This is a genomic window from Arthrobacter globiformis, from assembly GCF_046536215.2.
Taxonomy (GTDB): Bacteria; Actinomycetota; Actinomycetes; order Actinomycetales; family Micrococcaceae; genus Arthrobacter; species Arthrobacter globiformis_E.
On the sequence record NZ_CM143421.1, the window covers coordinates 4,447,557 to 4,465,197 of the forward strand.

Sequence of the window (17,641 nt, forward strand, 5' to 3'; positions counted from 1 at the left end):
TGTGTCCCACGCCGCCGTACATCGGGTTACCCGCCCGGGGAAACCCGCGTCCCGGCCACGAAGTACTCCCGGGTCGACGGCAGGAACCGGCAGACTGCCGCCAGCACCACGCCCAGGGCCAGGAGCACCACGCCGCTGACAAAGGCCCCGCCGACGCCGAGGATCTGCGTGTTCCCGTAGGCCGGGTCCCACATCTGCGCGGCTGAGATAAAGAACGCTGCGGTCAGCAGCAGCGCCCCGAGCAGCGGGAGGATTCCGCGGAACCACAGGCTGCGGGCTGATTCGCGCAGGGTACCCCGGAAGTACCAGGCGCAGGCAAAGCCGGTGAGGGCGTAGTAGAAGGCGATGAACAGGCTGATGGAGCTGATGGAATCGGACAGCAGGTTCTCGCTGAGGAAGCTCATGGCCACGTAGTACACGATGGCCGCCGCGCCCATCACCTGGGTGGAGAACCCCGGGGTCTGGTTCCGCTCGTGGACCTCTCCGAACTTCGGCGGCAGGGCCCGGTGCACGCCCATGGACAGGGTGCCGCGGGCGGTGGGCAGAATGGTCGTCTGGGTGGAGGACAGTACGGATGCCAGCACCGCCACCACGATCAGCCAGCCCCACTGACCCAGCACCACGTCCTTCATTGCCAGGAACACGTCGTCCTGGTTGTCGGCGTTGGCCAGACCGATTCCCTCCGTCCCCACGGACGCGTACATCATCACCAGCAGCGCCACCGAGACGTAGATGGCCACCAGCACGAACGCCGAGATCACGGCCCCGCGGCCAGGGGTGGTAGCCGGGTTCTCCGTCTCCTCGTTTACGGCCAGGCAGGTGTCCCAGCCCCAGTAGATGAACAGGGCCAGGAGGATGCCGTGCACCACCGCGCCGGGATCGGCGAACGCCACGGCCGGGTTGAACCACTCGACGTCGAACGGCTGGCCCGCCGGCGGCTCTCCCGTCAGGCCCGCGATCCTGGCAATGATCGCCACGGCGAAAATGCCGAGCGAGATGTACTGGATGTACGTCAGGGTCCGCTGGACGTGCTCGCCCAGCCGGATCCCGCGGTAGTTCACGAGGGTCATGAAGGCGATGAAAACGACGCCGGTGGCGGTCACCACCGGCTTGTTCCCCGCCAGGGACCCGTCGCCGATGAGGAGCCAGAGGTACTGGCCAGCCACCTGGGCCAGATTGGCCAGGACCACGACGCCGGCCAAGGCCACGCCCCAGCCGCCCAGCCATCCCGCCCACGGGCCGAAAGCCCGGCGGGCCCAGATGAACGTGGTGCCGCAGTCCGGCATCGCACTGTTGAGCTCGCGGAAGGCGTAGGCGATGAACAGGACGGGAATGAAGCCCAGGACCAGGATCAGCGGGGTGTAGTCGCCGTTGACGGCCACGATCAGGCCCAGCGTCGCGGCCAGCGAGTACACCGGCGCTGTGGAGGCCAGGCCCAGCATCACGGAGTCGCCGAGGTCAAGGATCCCGGCGCGGAGCCCCTTGCCGGGGACGGCACCGCCGGGGTGGCCCCCGGCGCCGCCGCCCGCCGTCGTCGTTCCTGTTCTCATAGCGCTATACCTGCCTTGTTCGCGGTGGCCTGTGCCGCCTGGACGCTCAGCGGCGCCGGCGCGTCAATGGTGTTCGGGACGAAGCGGCAGAAGTAGTCGGTGACGGGCCCGTCGGACTCGCGGATGCCGCAGCCCACCGATTCGCCGTCCACCACCCACAGGCCCAGGACCGGATGGTTGCCGTCGAAGTCGGGGAGCGAATGGTACTGCTGGTAGCACCAGCCCTCGCGGCCGTATCCGCCCGGCTTCTCCAGGCTGATGCCCTCCGCATGGATCCTGATGTTGTCGCCCTCGCGGCCATGCAGCGGCTTGGCCACCCACTCCCGGAGCGGACCCGGATCGTTGAGGTAGGCGGGCAGCAGGTTCGGATGGTCCGGGTAGAGGTGCCACAGGGCGGCCAGGAGCGCCTTGTTGGAGAGCAGCATTTTCCAGGCCGGCTCCACCCAGCGGGGATTGTGCGAGCGCTGCAGCAGGCGGTGGCCGAACGGCTCCTTCATCATCAGCTCCCAGGGATAGAGCTTGAAGATGGTGCTGATCATGAAGTTGTCCATGTCCACGAAGCGGTTCAGGTTCGGGTCCCAGCCGATGTCCGACATGTTGATCCCGATGGTGGTCCATCCGGCCTGGCTGGCGACGTCCCGCATGTAGGCCGCCGTCATCCAGTCCTCACCCGACTCCTCGGCCTCGGAGTGGGCCACGTGCAGCGTGCTCATGCCCGTGCGGTACTGCAGCTTCTTCCACTGCCGGATGAGGGCCTCGTGGATGCCGTTCCACTGGTCCTTCTCCGGGAAGACGTCCTGCAGCCAGAACCACTGGGCCACGGCCGCCTCGATCAGGCCGGTGGGCGTGTCCGCGTTGTACTCGAGCATCTTGGCGGCGCCGCCCTGGCCGTCATAGATGAAGTCGAAGCGGCCGTAGATGTCCTGGTCCCCGGCCTGCAGCGATTCGGCGGCCAGTTCCAGCGCCTGCGGCCCGATGCCGATGGGTCCCATGGCGCCGGTGGCCAGGAACTTCGCGGCCTCCAGGCACATCCTGTGCATGTCCTCGGCGGTGACCTCCAGCGCCTCCACCTCGTCCATGGTGAATTCGTAGTAGGCCGACTCGTTCCAGTACTCGATCTTCTTTCCCCCGGGCAGGGTGGTGGTCGAGAACACCAGGCCCTGCTCCTCGATCTTCTGCTTCCAGTCGGGCCGGGTCTCCGAGAACAACCGTTTCATGCCTAGCCTCCCGTGCTTCCGCCCTTGGAGCTGCTGCCGAAGCCGCCCCTGCTGACCGTGCCGCCCTTGGAGCTGTAGCCCGTGGACGTCTTGGCCCCCTGCGGCACCGTCCGGGTGAAGTTCGGATAGGCCGTCCTGTTCTGGCCGATGCCCGGAACACTGGCCCCGCGGGCGTAGAAGTACCAGGCATACAGGGCACCGCCGCGGCCGGCCGAGCTGTTGCACTGGGTGTCTTCTACGCGTTCACCCGTCTCTTCGTTGAAGCACACCTGGGCGTAGTCCGGGTCCTGCTCGTTGCTGGCCACGATCGCGGTGATGGTGCCCGCCAGAAGGGCCGTGACGCCGAGGCCCACCACTACCGTGCGGCGCTGCGACCGCTTCTTCCGCGCTGCCGCATCGCGCTCGCGGTCACGGGCGAAGGGGTCGAAGACGGGGCTGGGCTGGGGGAAGCCGGTTTGGTTCTGGGTGCCTACCGGCGGGGTGGCCGCGCCCGGGATTCCGTTGCCCGGTTTCCCCTTGCCTCGTCTTCCGGTGCCCGACTGTCCGGGACCTTCCCGTCCCGGGCTTTCCTGTCCGGGGCTTTCCTGTCCGGGGCTTTCCTGTCCAGGCGTTCCGGGAATCAGCAGCTCGGGGTGAAGCTCTGGCTTGGGCACCTGCCAGGGCGGCGGCTTGGCCGGACCGCGGGAGGCGTCGTCACCGGACCTGCCGCCGGTTCCGCCGGCCACGCCGTCGTTCCGGGCCCCGTCAGCGTCCTTGCTCGGGTCCTTCTCCGGGTCCATGGTTCCCCCTGCTGCTCCATGCTCTTTGGCTGCGGTGCTGTTGGCGGTGCTGTTGGTGGCCGGACCGCGTGGCTGCGGCCGGCGGTACGGCTGTCCGGTCCAGCCGGTAAATACTGCAGCAAGCCTAGTGGCTGGAGGGTGCTGCGGTGAACAAATTTCCACGCCCAGCCGTCCCGCCGGAAACTTCAAAAGCGCTGGTCAGGCCGAGAACCTAGACTGGTGCCATGCACACAGCCACTGTTCTCGCCGTTTGCCGGGTCCATCAGCTCCTTCCGGATGAGGGAAGCGTGGGCGTCACCGCGATCGACAAACGCCCGGTGGACGGGCCGGTGAAGGTGCACAAGCTCGGTTTGCACGGTGACGTCCAGGCCAGCCGTATCCATCACGGGGGAGAGGACCAGGCGCTCTACGCCTATTCCCAGGCCGACGCCGACTACTGGATCGGGGAACTGCAGCGCGAACTGCCGCCGGGGATCTTCGGCGAGAACCTGCGCGTTGCCGGGATCGAAACCACGGGCGCGGTCATCGGCGAACGCTGGCGGATCGGGCTGGATGTTGAAGTCGAGGTCACCTCGCCGCGTGTTCCGTGTGCGACGTTCCAGCGGCGCATGGACGAGACCCAGTGGGTCAAGCGCTTCACAGAGGCCGGAAGGGTGGGCGCGTATCTGCGCGTTATCAAGACGGGCTCCGTGCAGGCCGGCGACCACATCCACCGCCTCTTCGTGCCGAAGCATGGAGTGACGATCGGCCGCTGGTTCAGCGAGCCCGACGTCGACGCCATCGAGGCCCTGCGCGACGCCGAGGCCGACGGTGAAATCAGGCTGCAGGCCGAGTACCACGAGCGGTTCGAGAAGATGCTCCGCCGGGTCGGCGGCTAGGACTCCGAAGCTAGGACTTCGCCTCCTCGCCGCATTTCTGCACCACTTTCGGCGGCCCGCCGTGGGTGCGTCCCCGGGACGGCGCGGCCGCAGGACTTCCGGGCCGCTGAACCGGTGCAGAAATGCCGCGTGTGCGCAAGCTCACCGCCCCCGCCGGGCCCCCGGTTCGTCGGCATGCGGTGTCATGCCCTACACTTGAAACATCCCCCACTCCGGAAATCCCTTATTCCTGCCCAATTTTTGAGGCAGGACTGGCAAGTGTTGGGGCCCGCAAATGTGATGCGGGCAGTTTCATAGGGAGAGCCGGCTGAAGAAAACGCTGTACAGACTGCTGGGATAGCAGCCAAGAGATGCAGTGCGAAGTCCTGCCATGGGATCGCGAAAGCGCCGGACTTCGACGTGACCGGCCGGTCAATGAATGCCCGGCGCCCACGGCACATGTACTGCGGCTCCGCTCACCTCGGGTTGTGCCGCCTGGCCCCCTATGGATGAGGAACATTTCCCTATGCCCGAAAATCACGACGACGCCACCGAGACGGCGACCGCCGAAACCGCCAACATCGAATTCACCGAGGCTGCCGTCCCCGCAGCCGAGCCCGCCGAGGCGGCAGCACCCGCTGCAGCCGAGCCGGAAGAAGAAGGCGTCCGCTTCACCGACCTGGGCCTCGACGGCCGGGTCCTCGCCGCCCTGCAGGACGTCGGCTACGAAAAGCCCTCGCCCATCCAGGCAGCCACCATTCCGCTGCTGCTCGAAGGCCGCGACGTAGTAGGCCTGGCCCAGACCGGTACCGGTAAGACTGCAGCATTCGCAGTACCGGCACTGTCCCGGCTGGCCGAGCTCCACGATCTCAACGGCCCGTCCCGCAAGACGCAGGCCCTGGTTCTCGCCCCGACCCGCGAGCTGGCGCTCCAGGTTGCCGAGGCCTTCACCTCCTACGCCAAGCACATGGAGGACTTCACTGTCCTCCCCGTCTACGGCGGCTCCGCCTACGGCCCCCAGCTGGCCGGTCTGCGCCGCGGTGCCCAGGTTGTTGTGGGCACCCCGGGCCGCGTGATCGACCACATCGCCAAGGGCTCCCTGGACCTCTCCGAACTGCAGTACCTCGTGCTGGACGAGGCCGACGAAATGCTGCGCATGGGCTTCGCGGAAGACGTCGAGCAGATCTTCCAGCAGACCCCGGAATCCCGCCAGGTGGCGCTCTTCTCCGCCACCATGCCGGGCCAGATCCGCCGGATGTCCAAGCAGTACCTGAACAACCCCGCCGAGATCTCCGTGAAGTCCAAGACCTCCACGGGCACCAACATCCGCCAGCGGTACCTGCAGGTCATGGGCCCGCACAAGCTCGACGCGATGACCCGCATCCTCGAGGTTGAAGAGTTCGACGGCGTCATCGCCTTCGTGCGCACCAAGATGGCCACCGAGGACCTCGCCGACAAGTTGAAGTCCCGCGGCTTCCAGGCTGCCGCCATCAACGGCGACATCCCGCAGCAGCAGCGTGAACGCACTGTTGACGCGCTGAAGGAAGGCCGGATCGACATTCTGGTCGCAACCGACGTCGCCGCCCGCGGCCTCGACGTCGAGCGCATCAGCCACGTGGTCAACTACGACATCCCGCATGACACCGAGTCCTACGTGCACCGCATCGGCCGCACCGGCCGTGCAGGCCGCGCCGGCGACGCCATCCTGTTCATGACGCCGCGGGAGAAGTACCTGCTGCGCGCCATCGAGAAGGCAACCCGCCAGTCGGTGGAGCAGATGCACCTGCCCACCGCCGAGACGGTCAACTCGCTGCGCCTGGGCAAGTTCGCCGAGCGGATCACCGAGACCCTGGAGTCCGAGGACGTGGCCATGTTCCGCGACCTCATCGCCTCCTACGAGGAAGAGCACAAGGTGCCGGCGGCAGAAATCGCCGCGGCACTGGCAGTCATGGCCCAGGGCGGCCAGCCGCTCCTCGTCAAGGAACTGCCGGCTGCTCCTGAATTCCAGAAGCGCGAGCGCGGCAAGGACGGCTTCGGTTCCCGTGGCCCGACCCGCCCGCTGACCGAAGGCAACGCGACCTACCGCATCGCCGTCGGACGCCGCCAGCGCGTCATGCCGGGTTCCATCGTGGGCGCCATCGCCAACGAAGGCGGCATCTCGTCGTCGCAGATCGGCGGCATCGACATCCGCTCGGACCACTCGCTGGTGGAGCTGCCGGCTGACCTCAGCCAGGACCAGCTGCGCGCCCTGTCCCGCACGCGGATCGGCGGCGAGCTGATCCACCTCGAACTGGACACCGGACGCCGCCCGGGTGACCGCGGTGACCGCGGTGACCGTGGCGACCGCGGTGGCTACCAGGGCGGCCGTGGCGGCAACTTCAAGGGCAGCGGCGGCTTCAAGAAGGAGTTCCGCAAGAACGACGGCGAGCGTTCCTCCGCTGACCGCGGAGGCCGTGCGTACAGCGACCGTGCGGAGCGCGGCGTCGGCTCGGGCGACCGCGGCCAGTCGAGCGACTCCCGCTTCGGCGGCCACGGCAACGGCGCACGCAAGCCGCGCCACGGCAGCGAGGGCGGCCACCGCGACTTCAACCGCAAGGGCAAGTGGTAACCACCCCTCGCGGCAATTCGCACCACGAATGACGCAGCGGTGAATTCCGCATCCGAATAGCAACAGGCCGGCCGATCAGCCGGCCTGTTGCTGTTTAAAGCTGTCCCATTAAAGCCGGGACCTCGGCCCGGATGTACGCTTCGTCACATCTGTGTCCCGAAAGGCCCGGGAAGGGCTTCCAAGCAGGGCCAAAAGGCCGCTCCAGGCCCGGATTTCCGGGCTTTTTCGGCCCAAGGAACCCCATTCCGCCGCCGATTTGTTGAGTGCGAAATCTTCCGGTAGAGTATTTACTCGTTGCCCCCCTAGCTCAGTGGTAGAGCGCGTTCTTGGTAAGAACGAGGTCACCGGATCGATTCCGGTGGGGGGCTCGGAATGAGGGCCTGTGTCAAGGCGGTCTTGACCGGCTTGACACAGGTTTTTCTCATTCGTGGCGGTGTAGCTCAGTTGGTTAGAGCGCACGACTCATAATCGTGAGGTCGGGAGATCGAGCCTCCCCACCGCTACAGAATCTGCAGGCCAGAGGCATTCAGCCCCTGGCCTGCTTTTGTTTGTGCCAATGTATTTGGCCAGTGGCACCCAGCCCAGTGACGGCCAAGCCGTCGTGGGGCACTTTGGGGGAGTCGGCGTCGTAAATAACGACGGCGGCCGGCGCGTCCCGTGTCAAAGATGCCCCATCTTTGGACTGCTTCCGTCGCGGACGGGTTCCGCGGTCCGGGGGCCTAGGCCCGGGTGACGCTGATGCGCACGTTCGGGCAGGCGTCCGAGTACCGGATCAGGGCCGCCTTCTCGGCGCTGTCCACCTTCAGGCCCCAGCGGATCTTCACCGCGATCCAGTTGCCGATGTACTCGCACCGGTTCGCCGGCGGCATCCACGCTTCCGGGCCCTTGGCCTGCTTGGCGGAGTTCAGCGCCGCCGTCTGCGCGTTCAGGGAGCGTGGATCGCCGAGGTCGTTGTAGAACGCCACCCGCCGCGCCTGCGACCAATAACGGGCACCGGAGCCCCAGGCCTCGTGGACGGGGACGGTGTGGTCGATCTCCACGGCCGACGCCAGCGTGTATGTCCGGTTGTCCCACCGGGTGACCCAGCGTCCGGTACGCACGTTGCAGTGCCGGGCAGTGGTGAACGTCGCCGCGGCCTTTGCCTCCTGGAGCAGGACCTCGGCCCGCGTGTTCTGGCAGTCCCGGTTGGTATCCAGCCAGTTGCCGAAGTAGCGGGTCCGGTCGTAGCCCGCGTTGTTCTCCGCGGCCACCGCGAGTGAACGTGCGGCGGTGCGCAGCGGCGCCGAATAGTAGCTGGCGGCCCCGGCGGGCACTGCAAGCCCGGTAAGCAGCAGGCCGCCCGCCACGGCGGCAGCGGACAGCGAACGGACCCAGGGGCCGGACGTGACGGCCGCAGCGAAGGCAGCCACCCGGCGTCGTCCCTGTGTGACCCTGCCCGCCTGCTTGACCTGGACTGCCTGCTTGGACGGCCCGGCGTGCGGGCCTGTGTGATTGAACGTGCCTAGCGGCATCCTTCCCCCATCATTCCTGAAACGGTACGAATTGCTTGATGCGTCAACCAGCATGTCAGTCGGCATAGGGGAGAACCGGAACCTTGATGAGGTCTTGATGCAATCCTGTGGGAACGCTGCGGATGCCCCGAAACCGGCGCAACCGTTGCCATCCGGGCGGCTTGAACCTAGGGTCGGACTGCACAGGCAAGGCACACAGGCAGGCGGACAACAGGAGCCGGCATGGCCAGACTGATCTACCTGGGACTCATGTCCCTTGACGGTTACATCGCGGACCGGGACGGCAACTTCGACTGGGCCGAGCCGGACGCCGAAGTGCATTCCTTCGTCAACGAGCTGATGCGGCCGGCGGGAACGCACCTGCTGGGACGCCGGATGTACGAGGTGATGGCAGTCTGGGACCATCCGGAGGACTTCGGCGAGATACCCGGCTACATCCAGGACTTCGCGGACCTCTGGAAGGCAGCGGACAAGGTGGTCTTCTCCCGCTCACTGCAGGACGTGACCACCGCCCGGACCCGGATCGAGCGGGAATTCAGCGCGGACGCCGTCGGGCGGCTCAAGGCCGGTGCCAGCCGGGATCTGGCGATCGGCGGCGCGGAAATCGCCGGGGAGGCCATCCGGGCGGGCCTGGTGGACGAGTTCCAGATGTTCCTCTCGCCCGTGGCGGTGGGTGGCGGCAAGACCTTCCTCCCGGCCGACGTCCGGCTGCGGCTGGAGCTGCTCGAGGTGCGACGGTTCGGCAACGGCACGGTTTTCCTCCGCTACGCCAACCGGACGGAATGACCCGACGGAATGACCCGACGGCGGCGCCGGCCTGCGGCGGGCGCAGCGCCTGCGACACAATGGGGGCATGACCCGTATCGCAATCATCGGCGGCCACGGCAAGGTGGCCCTGCAACTGTCCGCCCTCCTCACGGAACAGGGCCACAGCGTCACGTCCTTCATCCGCAACCCGGACCATGCGGCGGACGTCGCCGCCACCGGTGCATCGCCGTCGGTCCTTGACGTTGAAAACTCGACGACGGCGGAGATCGCCGCCGGGCTCCGGAACCACGACGCCGTGGTCTGGTCAGCAGGTGCCGGGGGAGGGAACCCCGCCCGCACGTATGCGGTGGACCGGGATGCCGCGATCCGTTCCATGGACGCGGCCGCGGAGGCCGGCGTCGGGCGTTATGTGATGGTGTCCTACTTTGGTGCCGGGCCGGACCACGGGGTTCCCGAAGGGCACAGCTTCCGCGCCTATGCCGAAGCCAAGGCCGCCGCCGACGAATACCTCCGCGGCACCCAGCTCGAATGGACCGTCCTGGGTCCCGGGACGCTGACCGCGGGTCCGGGGAACGGGCTTATCGACGTGAATCCCGAAGATGCCAGCACCGGCACGCAGACCTCGCGCGCCAACGTGGCGATCGTCGCCGCGGCCGTGCTGGACCTGCCGGGAACCGCCGGCCGGACCATCGAATTCCGCGACGGCACCCAGCCGGTGGCCGCCGCGCTGGCCGCCCTGCAGTAGCCCAAACAGGCGCGAACGTACACTTGGGGCCCCCAAATCCCGATGGTTTTGGGGCCCCAAGTGTACGTTCGCGCTTGAACCCGGGGGCGGGTCAGGCCGGGACGTTGAGTTCCAGGTCCAGGGTGTTCGTCTCCACGTAGTCCAGGGCCCGGCGGACGGCGCCCACGGTGACGATCGAATCGCCCAGCGGCGAGACCGCCACCCGCGGCGGCGTAGCTGTGAATTCCGGCAGCCGGGCAGCAATGGGGCCGAGCAGGACCCCCGCGGAGTTGGCCACCGCCCCGCCGATCACCACGAGCTCGGGGTTGATCATGGTGGCCACCGAGCCGATCACCCGGGCCATCCTGTCGGCCAGCCGGTCGAGGATCTTCAGCGCCTCCGCATCACCCGCGGCGGCAGCGGCAAAGACGTGCTCCGCCTCGGCCCCCGTGGCTGCGTGGTCGCGGAGGGACGTCTTCGCGGTGCCCGCCAGCGCCTCCGCCGCCCAGACCCGCGCCAGCGACGCGATGCCGTAGGTGTCGCCCACGCCCTCCACCAGGTCCAGGTACGCGAGCTCGCCCGCGCCGCCCCCGCTGCCGTGCAGTAGACGGCCGTCCTCGATGACGCCGGAACCGAACCGCTCACTCGCCAGGATCACGACGACGTCGTCCACACCTTCTGCCGCGCCCCGCCACCGGTCGCCGAGGGCGGCGAGGTTGGCGTCGTTCTCCAGCAGCACGGTCCATCCGCGCAGCTCATTCAGCGCGGACTTGAGTCCGACGTCGAACAGCCCCCAGAAGTGCTGGGCGGCCAGGATGTTGCCGTTCCGGTCCACCGGTGCGGCGATGCCGGCGCACACGGCCAGCACCGAGTCGGGGGAGGCCCCCACGCTATGCAGCGCCATGGTGGCGGCCCGGTCAATAACCCCCACCCGTTCCTCCGCGGACATGTCCTCAATCTCGAACGGCTGGCTGGACCGTCCCAGCGCCTTGCCGCGAAGATCGGACACCACCACCGTCGCCTTCGAGAAGCCCACGTCCATTCCCAGGACGTAGCCTGCGCGCTCGTTGAGTTCGAACCGCCGGGCGGGGCGTCCCTTCTGGTAACCGCCAAAGGCGCGCTGGTTCTCCAGCTCGGTGATCCATCCGCGCTGCATGAGGTCCTCGCACACGGAGATGGCCGTGGCACGGGTCAGGCCGGTGGCCTGGATGACCTCGGTAACCGTTACCGCCCCCGAGGCGCGCATGAAATCCAGGACAGCTCCGGCGCTCACCCGGCGCAGCAGTTGGGGTGTGGCCGCCGTCATCTCGGACATGGTGTTGACCTCCTTGTGCTCTGCCCCACATAATACTTGAGGAACTAAATTTAGATTCAAAATAAACTAGCCACGTGGGCCGGACGGCCGCCGGCCACGGGACTCCTTCCAGCTTTTTCCTCAGCCCTTTTGCAAAGGAGCAACTGTGAACAGCCCTTCGAAGCACCAACTCCGGAATCCAAAACCCCTCGCCACCAGCCAGCACGCCGCCCCGGCCTCCGCCCTGTGAACGCCACTCCGCTCAGCCGCCGAGCGCTGTTCAAAGCCGCCGGGCTCGCCGGCGCGGCAGCCGTCCTCCCGCTGGCAGGCTGCGCTTCCGTCCCCAGCAGCCAGCACGGCGTCACCACCCTGCGCTTCATGCAGAACAAGCCCGAAGTAGTGGCCTACTTCAACCAGGTCATCAAGGACTTCGAGGCACTCAACCCGGACATCCGCGTCATCCAGGATTTCAACGAGGGCAACTTCGTTCCCGGCCTGGTCCGCAACGATCCGCCCGACGTCGTGACCCGCGGCTTCGCGCAGGCCACCGCCGACTTCGTCCGCAAGGGCGTGTTCGCGGACCTTTCAGACCATCCAGCCGCAGCCACTATCGACCCCAAGGTCCAGGACCTGGTCAGCTCGTGGGGACAGTACAACGGGCACGAGACCAGCGCCCTCCCGTTCTCCCTGGCAGCCGCCGGAGTCATCTACAACCGCGATATCTTCGAAGCGCAGGGCGTGTCCGTCCCCGCCACGTGGGATGAGTTCACCGCCGCCTGCGAGAAGTTCAGGGCCGCCGGCATCACCCCCATCTACGGCACCTTCAAGGACAGCTGGACCCTCGGCCAGGGAATGTTCGACTACCTCGCTGGCGGGTCGCTGGACGTCGCCGACTTCTTCGCGAAGCTCACCGCCAAGGGTGCAGCCATCACCGAAGACGCCAAAGAGTCGTTCACCAACAACTTCGGCCCGGTCCTGCCCAAAATGCTCGAGCTGGCAGCCTTCTCGCAGAAAGGCGCCACGAGCAAGAACTACGCTGACGGCAACGCCGCGTTCGCCAAGGGCCAGGCAGCCATGTACCTGCAGGGCCCGTGGGCGCTGTCCCAACTGGTGGCCGCCAACAAGGACGCCAGGCTCGGCAGCTTCCCGCTGCCCGTCACGAACAACCCGGCCGACACAAAAGCCCGGGTCAATGTGGACATGGCCCTGTCCATCACCCGCAACACGCCCAACATGGCCGCGGCACGCCGGTTCGTCAGCTACCTGCTGGACCCCTCCGTGGTGAACGCCTACAACGAAAAGAACGCGGCGTTCTCGCCGCTCAAGCAGGCCCCCGCCGTCGAGGATCCCCAGATCACCGGCCTCGCCGCCTCGGTGCGGGAGGGGCGGTACTACCAGGGGGCAACCACCTATTTCCCGCCGTCGGTCCCGCTGTACAACTACATCCAGTCCTTCGTGTACGGCAAAAACAGCCAGCAGTTCCTTTCCGCCCTCGACGACGAATGGCGCCGGGTGGCCGAGCGCACCGCGGTCTGACCCGCCCGAATTCAGGAGCCCCCATGACCACAACCTCAGAGACGGCGCCGGCAGCCCCGGCAGCCGCGCCGGCCGTTCCCCCGAAGTCCCCAAAATCGCCGCAGCACACCGTCAGGTCCAAGAACAGGATCGACCCCGCCTACTACTGGATGGTGGTGCCGGTCCTGGCACTGTTCGCCTTCTTCATCACGCTGCCGGCGCTCGTGGGCGTGTTCTTCAGCCTGACGAACTACGCCGGCTACGGCGACTGGAAGTTCATCGGACTGTCCAATTACGTCAACATCTTCAAAGACCCGGCCATCCTGCAGTCCTACATCTTCACGTTCGTGTTCGCCCTGACCACCACCGTGGTGGTCAACGTCGTGGCACTCGCGATCGCCCTCGGCCTGAACGCCAAGATCAAGTGGCGCACCGGCATCCGCACCGTGTTCTTCATTCCCATGGTGCTCTCGGCCCTGGTGGTGTCCTTCGTGTTCAACTACCTGTTCTCCAACACCCTGCCGGTGATCGCGGACAGCCTCGGTGTGACGCCGTTGGCCACGAGCATCCTGGCCAACGAGAACTACGCCTGGCTGGCCATCGTGCTGGTCACGGTGTGGCAGGCGGCCCCCGGCGCCACCATCATCTACCTGGCCGGGCTGCAGAGCGTCCCGTCCGAGGTGTATGAGGCCGCAGACCTCGACGGCGCCGGCAGCTTCCGGCAGTTCCTGAGCCTGACCCTGCCGCTCATCCTCGGATACCTCGTCATCAACGTGATCCTCGGCTTCAAGGGCTTCCTGGGAACGTACGAGATCATCGTGGGCCTCACCGGCGGCGGCCCCGGCATGGCCACCCAGTCCGTGGCCATGCGCATCTTCTCCGGCTTCACCGGCGGGGACTACTCCTACCAGATGGCGAACGCGGTCATCTATTTCCTGATCACCCTGCTGATCTCCGTCATCCAGCTGCGCCTCATCCAGCGCCGGGGGGTTTCACTCTAATGACAGCTTTTCCACTGACCCGCCGCCCTTCCAACAGCGCCGGAACTTCCAACAGTGCAGGCAACCCTTTCCGCCGGAAAAGCCGCTCCGGCAGGGAAGGCTACAAGATCAACTGGTGGCTCACCGCTCTGATGCTGGTGGCGTCCCTGACCGTACTGCTCCCGCTGTACTTCACCGTGGCCATGGCACTGAAGTCCCCGGACCAGATCGGTACGGGTACGGGACTGGAATGGCCCAGCCCGGTGAACTGGGAGAACTTCGGCGCCGCCTACGTGGCAACGAACTTCCCGCGGGCGTTCATGTCGACGGCGTTCGTCACCGTGCTCAGCGTCCTCGGTTCGCTGGCCTGCAGCTCGCTCGTGGCCTATGCCATCGCCAGGAACTGGAACCGGAAATTCTTCCGCGGCTCCTTCGTGTACCTGCTCTCGGCCATGTTCATTCCGTTCCCGGTGATCATCCTGCCCCTGATCAAGCAGACGGCACTCCTCGGCCTGGACAACCCGGGCGGCGTGGTGTTCCTGCACGTGCTGGGCGGCATCTCGTTCAACACGCTGCTCTACATCGCCTTCGTCCGCTCCATTCCGGTGGAGCTGGAGGAATCGGCCCGGCTCGACGGCGCCACCACCTGGCAGGTGTTCCGCAAGATCATCTTCCCGCTGCTGGCCCCCATGAACGCCACCGTGGGCATCTTCGCCTTCCTCGGCTCCTGGAACGACTTCCTGCTCCCGCAGATGATGATCGCCGACCCCGCCCTGCAGACCCTCCCCGTGGTGCAGATGCTCTTCCAGGGGGAGTTCAACACCAACTACAGCCTCGCGTTCGCCTCCTACCTGATGGCCATGGCACCCACCCTGGTGGTTTACATCCTGGCCCAGCGTTGGGTACTGTCCGGAGTCATGCGCGGGGCCGTCAAGTAGACCCATCAAAACCAGTCCAGCAACAACCCCAACCACAAGAAAAGGATCATCCCTTGTCCACCACCGCCACGCTGGCAACCCTTTCCGATTCCGACCGTCTGGCCGATCCGAACTGGTGGCGCCAGGCGTCCGTCTACCAGATCTACCCCCGCAGCTTTTCCGACTCGAACGGCGACGGACTGGGAGACATCAAGGGCATTACGGCGAAGGTCCCGTACCTGAAGACGCTCGGAATCGACGCCGTCTGGCTCAGCCCGTTCTACCCCTCGGCGCTCGCTGACGGCGGCTACGACGTGGACGACTACCGCAACGTGGACCCGAAGCTCGGCACGCTGGAGGACTTCGACGAGATGGCCGCCGCCCTGCACGCCGCCGGCATCAAGCTGATCGCCGACATCGTCCCGAACCACTCCTCGGACCGGCACGAGTGGTTCAAGGAAGCGCTCGCATCCCCGAAGGGTTCCCCGGCCCGGGACCGCTACATCTTCCGGGACGGCAAGGGCCCCAACGGCGAGTTCCCGCCGTCGGACTGGGACTCGGTCTTCGGCGGCCCCGCCTGGGAGCGCATCACCGAACCGGACGGCACCCCCGGCCAGTGGTACATGCACATCTTCGCCAAGGAACAGCCGGACCTGAACTGGGCCAACCGGGAAATCCGCGACGACTTCCTCAAGACCCTGCGCTTCTGGTCGGACCGCGGCGTGGACGGCTTCCGCGTTGACGTGGCGCACGCGCTCACCAAGGACCTCACCGAGCCGCTGCTCTCCAAGCTGGAGCTGAGCGCCGCCAACACCGGCACGGACGGGTTCGACGACGGGTCCCACCCTTTCTGGGACCGCGACGAGGTGCACGAGGTCTACGCCGAGTGGCGCGAGGTCTTCAACGAGTACAACCCGCCGCGCACCGCCGTCGCCGAGGCCTGGGTGCACGCCACCCGCCGTGCCCGCTACGCCAGCCCCGAGGGCCTGGGCCAGGCGTTCAACTTCGACCTCCTGCAGGCCGACTTCGACGCCGAGGAGTTCCACGAGATCATCACCCGCAACCTGGCCGAGGCGGCCGCCACCGGCGCCTCCTCCACCTGGGTGTTCTCCAACCACGACGTCGTCCGGCACGCCACCCGCTACGGCCTGCCCAAGGGCTCCAAGGGCAAGCACGCCAAGGGCCAGGACGGCAAGGCCTGGCTGCTGGCCGGCGGACCCCAGGAGGACCTCGACGTCGAGCTCGGCCAGCGCCGCGCCCGCGCCGCCAGCCTCCTCATGTTCGCGCTGCCCGGCTCCGCGTACCTCTACCAGGGTGAGGAACTGGGCCTGCAGGAAGTGGCGGACATCGCGGAGTCCGAGCGCCAGGACCCGTCGTTCTTCCGCAACAGGGGAGTGGAAGTGGGCCGCGACGGCTGCCGCGTGCCGCTGCCGTGGTCGGTGGAGGGCACGTCCTTCGGTTTCGGCGACGGCGGCGCACACCTGCCCCAGCCGGAGTGGTTCAGCACGTACGCGGTTGAGGCGCAGGACGGCACCCAGGGCTCCACGCTGGAGCTCTACCGCACTGCGCTGAAGCTCCGCCGCGAGCTGCAGGCCGCCGAAGAGCTGGAATGGATTGAAACCGGAAACCCGGATGTCCTGCACTTCAGCCGCCCCGGCGGCTGGCAGTCCGTCACCAACTTCGGGGACACCGCCGTCGAGCTTCCCGCGGGCACCGTACTGGTGAGCAGCGCCTCGCTGGAGGACGGCAAGCTGCCGGCCAACACCACAGCCTGGCTGCGCTGACCGCTGACTACCTGCCGCTGGCGGCCCCTGGTCCGACTGGACCAAGGGCCGCCAGCGGCTCGTTAAACGCCCGGGCCGGCCTCTGTGCGGCGCCCGGAACAAATGAAAGAGTGATGCCATGACTGAACAGACTGCAGCACCCTACGGCCGGCTGCTTTACGGCTGCATGGGCCTGGGCGGGGACTGGTCCACCGAACCCCACGAAATCACCGACGTCGAGGCCGCGGCAGAGGCCATCGATGCGGCGCTGGACATCGGCGTCACGCTCTTTGACCACGCTGACATCTACCGGCACGGAAAGGCCGAGGCCGTCTTTGGCGAGGTCCTGGCCGGCACCAGCGGCCTCCGTGAACGGATCCAGCTACAGACCAAGTGCGGGATCCGGCTGAACGAGCGGGGGCTGGAAACGCACTACGACCTGAGCTCGGACGCCATCATGGAGCGGGTGAACGGCAGCCTCGAGCGGCTGCGCACCGACTACGTGGACATCCTCCTGCTGCACCGCCCGGATCCCCTGATGGACCCCGCGGAGGTGGCGGCCGCCGTCGGGAAGTTGATGGCGGAAGGCAAGGTGCGGGCGCTGGGCGTGTCCAACATGTCCGCAGCGCAGATCGAGTTCCTGCAGGACAGTCTGGAAACACCGGTGGTGGCCAACCAGCTGGAGCTCAGCCTGCTCAAGCGGGACTGGCTGGAGAGCACGGTGCTGGTGAACCATCCCGATGCCCGCAGCTACAGTTTTCCGCACGGAACGCTGGAGTACTGCGCCCGGCAGGGGATCACCCTGCAGGCCTATGGCGCCCTGGCCCGTGGCCACTACACCGGCAACCCGCCCGAGCGGCCCACGCCGGCCGAGAGTGCCACGGCCGCGCTGCTGGCGGAGATGGCCCGGGAGAAGGACACCACCGTGGAAGCGGTGCTGCTGGGGTGGCTGATGAAGCACCCGGCAGGGATCGCGCCGGTCATCGGTTCGGCCAACCCGGACCGGATCCGTGCCTGCGCCGGGGCAGCCCGCGCCGCTGAGACCATGACCCGGGCCGAGTGGTACCGGCTGTGGGTCACGGCCCGGGGGAGCAACATCCCTTAAACCCAAGTAGGTCGCAGCTGAGGGGGTTCTGAGGGCTCAGAACGCCTTCTGCT

General features: G+C 67.1%; 14 protein-coding genes and 2 tRNA genes. 11 read left to right on the forward strand and 5 right to left on the reverse strand.

Translation table 11 applies throughout. The annotated features are described in order from the left end of the window. Window positions 1-26: 26 nt before the first annotated feature. The 3 genes from R5O87_RS20135 to R5O87_RS20145 are packed head-to-tail and all read right to left on the reverse strand — an operon-like array spanning window position 27 to window position 3,546. The gene (locus tag R5O87_RS20135; protein WP_410554872.1) at window positions 27-1,550 is read right to left on the reverse strand and encodes an APC family permease; all 1,524 of its coding nucleotides are present in this window, start codon (window positions 1,548-1,550) and stop codon (window positions 27-29) included. Then, the gene (locus R5O87_RS20140) at window positions 1,547-2,767 is read right to left on the reverse strand and encodes a glutathionylspermidine synthase family protein (RefSeq protein WP_410554871.1); all 1,221 of its coding nucleotides are present in this window, start codon (window positions 2,765-2,767) and stop codon (window positions 1,547-1,549) included. The genes R5O87_RS20135 and R5O87_RS20140 overlap by 4 nt, the downstream gene beginning before the upstream one ends. Window positions 2,768-2,769: 2 nt before the next feature. After that, window positions 2,770-3,546 (reverse strand): Tat pathway signal protein, encoded by a 777-nt coding sequence (locus tag R5O87_RS20145; RefSeq protein WP_410554870.1) that lies wholly within the window; start codon window positions 3,544-3,546, stop codon window positions 2,770-2,772. Between the two features lie 224 nt (window positions 3,547-3,770). Here R5O87_RS20145 and R5O87_RS20150 point away from each other — a divergent pair, with 224 nt between their 5' ends. The 4 genes from R5O87_RS20150 to R5O87_RS20165 all read left to right on the forward strand — a co-directional run bounded on the left by R5O87_RS20150 (window position 3,771) and on the right by R5O87_RS20165 (window position 7,514). Then, entirely contained in the window at window positions 3,771-4,424 is a 654-nt protein-coding gene (locus R5O87_RS20150) for an MOSC domain-containing protein (protein WP_410554869.1), read from the forward strand. Window positions 4,425-4,929: 505 nt separating this feature from the next. Continuing rightward, the gene (locus R5O87_RS20155; RefSeq protein WP_410554868.1) at window positions 4,930-7,011 is read left to right on the forward strand and encodes a DEAD/DEAH box helicase; all 2,082 of its coding nucleotides are present in this window, start codon (window positions 4,930-4,932) and stop codon (window positions 7,009-7,011) included. Window positions 7,012-7,307: 296 nt separating this feature from the next. Then, window positions 7,308-7,379: transfer RNA gene (locus R5O87_RS20160), tRNA-Thr, on the forward strand. Between the two features lie 61 nt (window positions 7,380-7,440). Beyond that, a tRNA-Met gene (locus R5O87_RS20165) sits at window positions 7,441-7,514 on the forward strand. Between the two features lie 216 nt (window positions 7,515-7,730). Here the strand turns inward: R5O87_RS20165 and R5O87_RS20170 are convergent. Continuing rightward, window positions 7,731-8,522 carry an HNH endonuclease family protein gene (locus tag R5O87_RS20170; RefSeq protein WP_410554867.1) on the reverse strand — a complete coding sequence of 264 codons (792 nt, stop codon included), beginning with the start codon at window positions 8,520-8,522 and terminating at the stop codon, window positions 7,731-7,733. A gap of 222 nt (window positions 8,523-8,744) precedes the next feature. Here R5O87_RS20170 and R5O87_RS20175 point away from each other — a divergent pair, with 222 nt between their 5' ends. Both R5O87_RS20175 and R5O87_RS20180 read left to right on the forward strand, forming a co-directional pair. Beyond that, entirely contained in the window at window positions 8,745-9,308 is a 564-nt protein-coding gene (locus R5O87_RS20175) for a dihydrofolate reductase family protein (RefSeq protein WP_410554866.1), read from the forward strand. A gap of 67 nt (window positions 9,309-9,375) precedes the next feature. Then, the gene (locus R5O87_RS20180) at window positions 9,376-10,035 is read left to right on the forward strand and encodes an NAD(P)H-binding protein (RefSeq protein ID WP_410554865.1); all 660 of its coding nucleotides are present in this window, start codon (window positions 9,376-9,378) and stop codon (window positions 10,033-10,035) included. 91 nt (window positions 10,036-10,126) lie between these two features. On the opposite strand, the gene R5O87_RS20185 is transcribed toward R5O87_RS20180, so the two are convergent. Then, complete coding sequence (locus tag R5O87_RS20185; protein WP_410554864.1) at window positions 10,127-11,329, reverse strand: ROK family transcriptional regulator; 1,203 nt, start codon at window positions 11,327-11,329, stop codon at window positions 10,127-10,129. Between the two features lie 225 nt (window positions 11,330-11,554). Here R5O87_RS20185 and R5O87_RS20190 point away from each other — a divergent pair, with 225 nt between their 5' ends. The 5 genes from R5O87_RS20190 to R5O87_RS20210 all read left to right on the forward strand — a co-directional run bounded on the left by R5O87_RS20190 (window position 11,555) and on the right by R5O87_RS20210 (window position 17,588). Continuing rightward, on the forward strand, window positions 11,555-12,844 hold the full coding sequence (locus tag R5O87_RS20190) for an ABC transporter substrate-binding protein (RefSeq protein WP_410554863.1): 1,290 nt from the start codon (window positions 11,555-11,557) through the stop codon (window positions 12,842-12,844). Window positions 12,845-12,867: 23 nt separating this feature from the next. Then, window positions 12,868-13,824, forward strand: a complete 957-nt coding sequence (locus tag R5O87_RS20195) for a carbohydrate ABC transporter permease (RefSeq protein WP_410554862.1) — start codon at window positions 12,868-12,870, stop codon at window positions 13,822-13,824. Further along, window positions 13,824-14,741 (forward strand): carbohydrate ABC transporter permease, encoded by a 918-nt coding sequence (locus tag R5O87_RS20200; RefSeq protein ID WP_410554861.1) that lies wholly within the window; start codon window positions 13,824-13,826, stop codon window positions 14,739-14,741. The genes R5O87_RS20195 and R5O87_RS20200 overlap by 1 nt, the downstream gene beginning before the upstream one ends. A 53-nt stretch (window positions 14,742-14,794) precedes the next feature. Next, window positions 14,795-16,504 carry a glycoside hydrolase family 13 protein gene (locus R5O87_RS20205; protein ID WP_410554860.1) on the forward strand — a complete coding sequence of 570 codons (1,710 nt, stop codon included), beginning with the start codon at window positions 14,795-14,797 and terminating at the stop codon, window positions 16,502-16,504. Between the two features lie 118 nt (window positions 16,505-16,622). Then, window positions 16,623-17,588 (forward strand): aldo/keto reductase, encoded by a 966-nt coding sequence (locus R5O87_RS20210; protein ID WP_410554859.1) that lies wholly within the window; start codon window positions 16,623-16,625, stop codon window positions 17,586-17,588. The last annotated feature ends 53 nt before the right edge of the window (window positions 17,589-17,641 follow it).

Excerpts from the sequence above, each read along its gene's own strand:
- R5O87_RS20135 (WP_410554872.1), bottom strand. The coding sequence starts at position 1,550 with ATGAGAACAGGAACGACGACGGCGGGCGGCGGCGCCGGGGGCCACCCC.
- R5O87_RS20140 (WP_410554871.1), bottom strand. The coding sequence starts at position 2,767 with ATGAAACGGTTGTTCTCGGAGACCCGGCCCGACTGGAAGCAGAAGATC.
- R5O87_RS20145 (WP_410554870.1), bottom strand. The coding sequence starts at position 3,546 with ATGGACCCGGAGAAGGACCCGAGCAAGGACGCTGACGGGGCCCGGAAC.
- R5O87_RS20150 (WP_410554869.1), top strand. The coding sequence starts at position 3,771 with ATGCACACAGCCACTGTTCTCGCCGTTTGCCGGGTCCATCAGCTCCTT.
- R5O87_RS20155 (WP_410554868.1), top strand. The coding sequence starts at position 4,930 with ATGCCCGAAAATCACGACGACGCCACCGAGACGGCGACCGCCGAAACC.
- R5O87_RS20170 (WP_410554867.1), bottom strand. The coding sequence starts at position 8,522 with ATGCCGCTAGGCACGTTCAATCACACAGGCCCGCACGCCGGGCCGTCC.
- R5O87_RS20175 (WP_410554866.1), top strand. The coding sequence starts at position 8,745 with ATGGCCAGACTGATCTACCTGGGACTCATGTCCCTTGACGGTTACATC.
- R5O87_RS20180 (WP_410554865.1), top strand. The coding sequence starts at position 9,376 with ATGACCCGTATCGCAATCATCGGCGGCCACGGCAAGGTGGCCCTGCAA.
- R5O87_RS20185 (WP_410554864.1), bottom strand. The coding sequence starts at position 11,329 with ATGTCCGAGATGACGGCGGCCACACCCCAACTGCTGCGCCGGGTGAGC.
- R5O87_RS20195 (WP_410554862.1), top strand. The coding sequence starts at position 12,868 with ATGACCACAACCTCAGAGACGGCGCCGGCAGCCCCGGCAGCCGCGCCG.
- R5O87_RS20200 (WP_410554861.1), top strand. The coding sequence starts at position 13,824 with ATGACAGCTTTTCCACTGACCCGCCGCCCTTCCAACAGCGCCGGAACT.
- R5O87_RS20210 (WP_410554859.1), top strand. The coding sequence starts at position 16,623 with ATGACTGAACAGACTGCAGCACCCTACGGCCGGCTGCTTTACGGCTGC.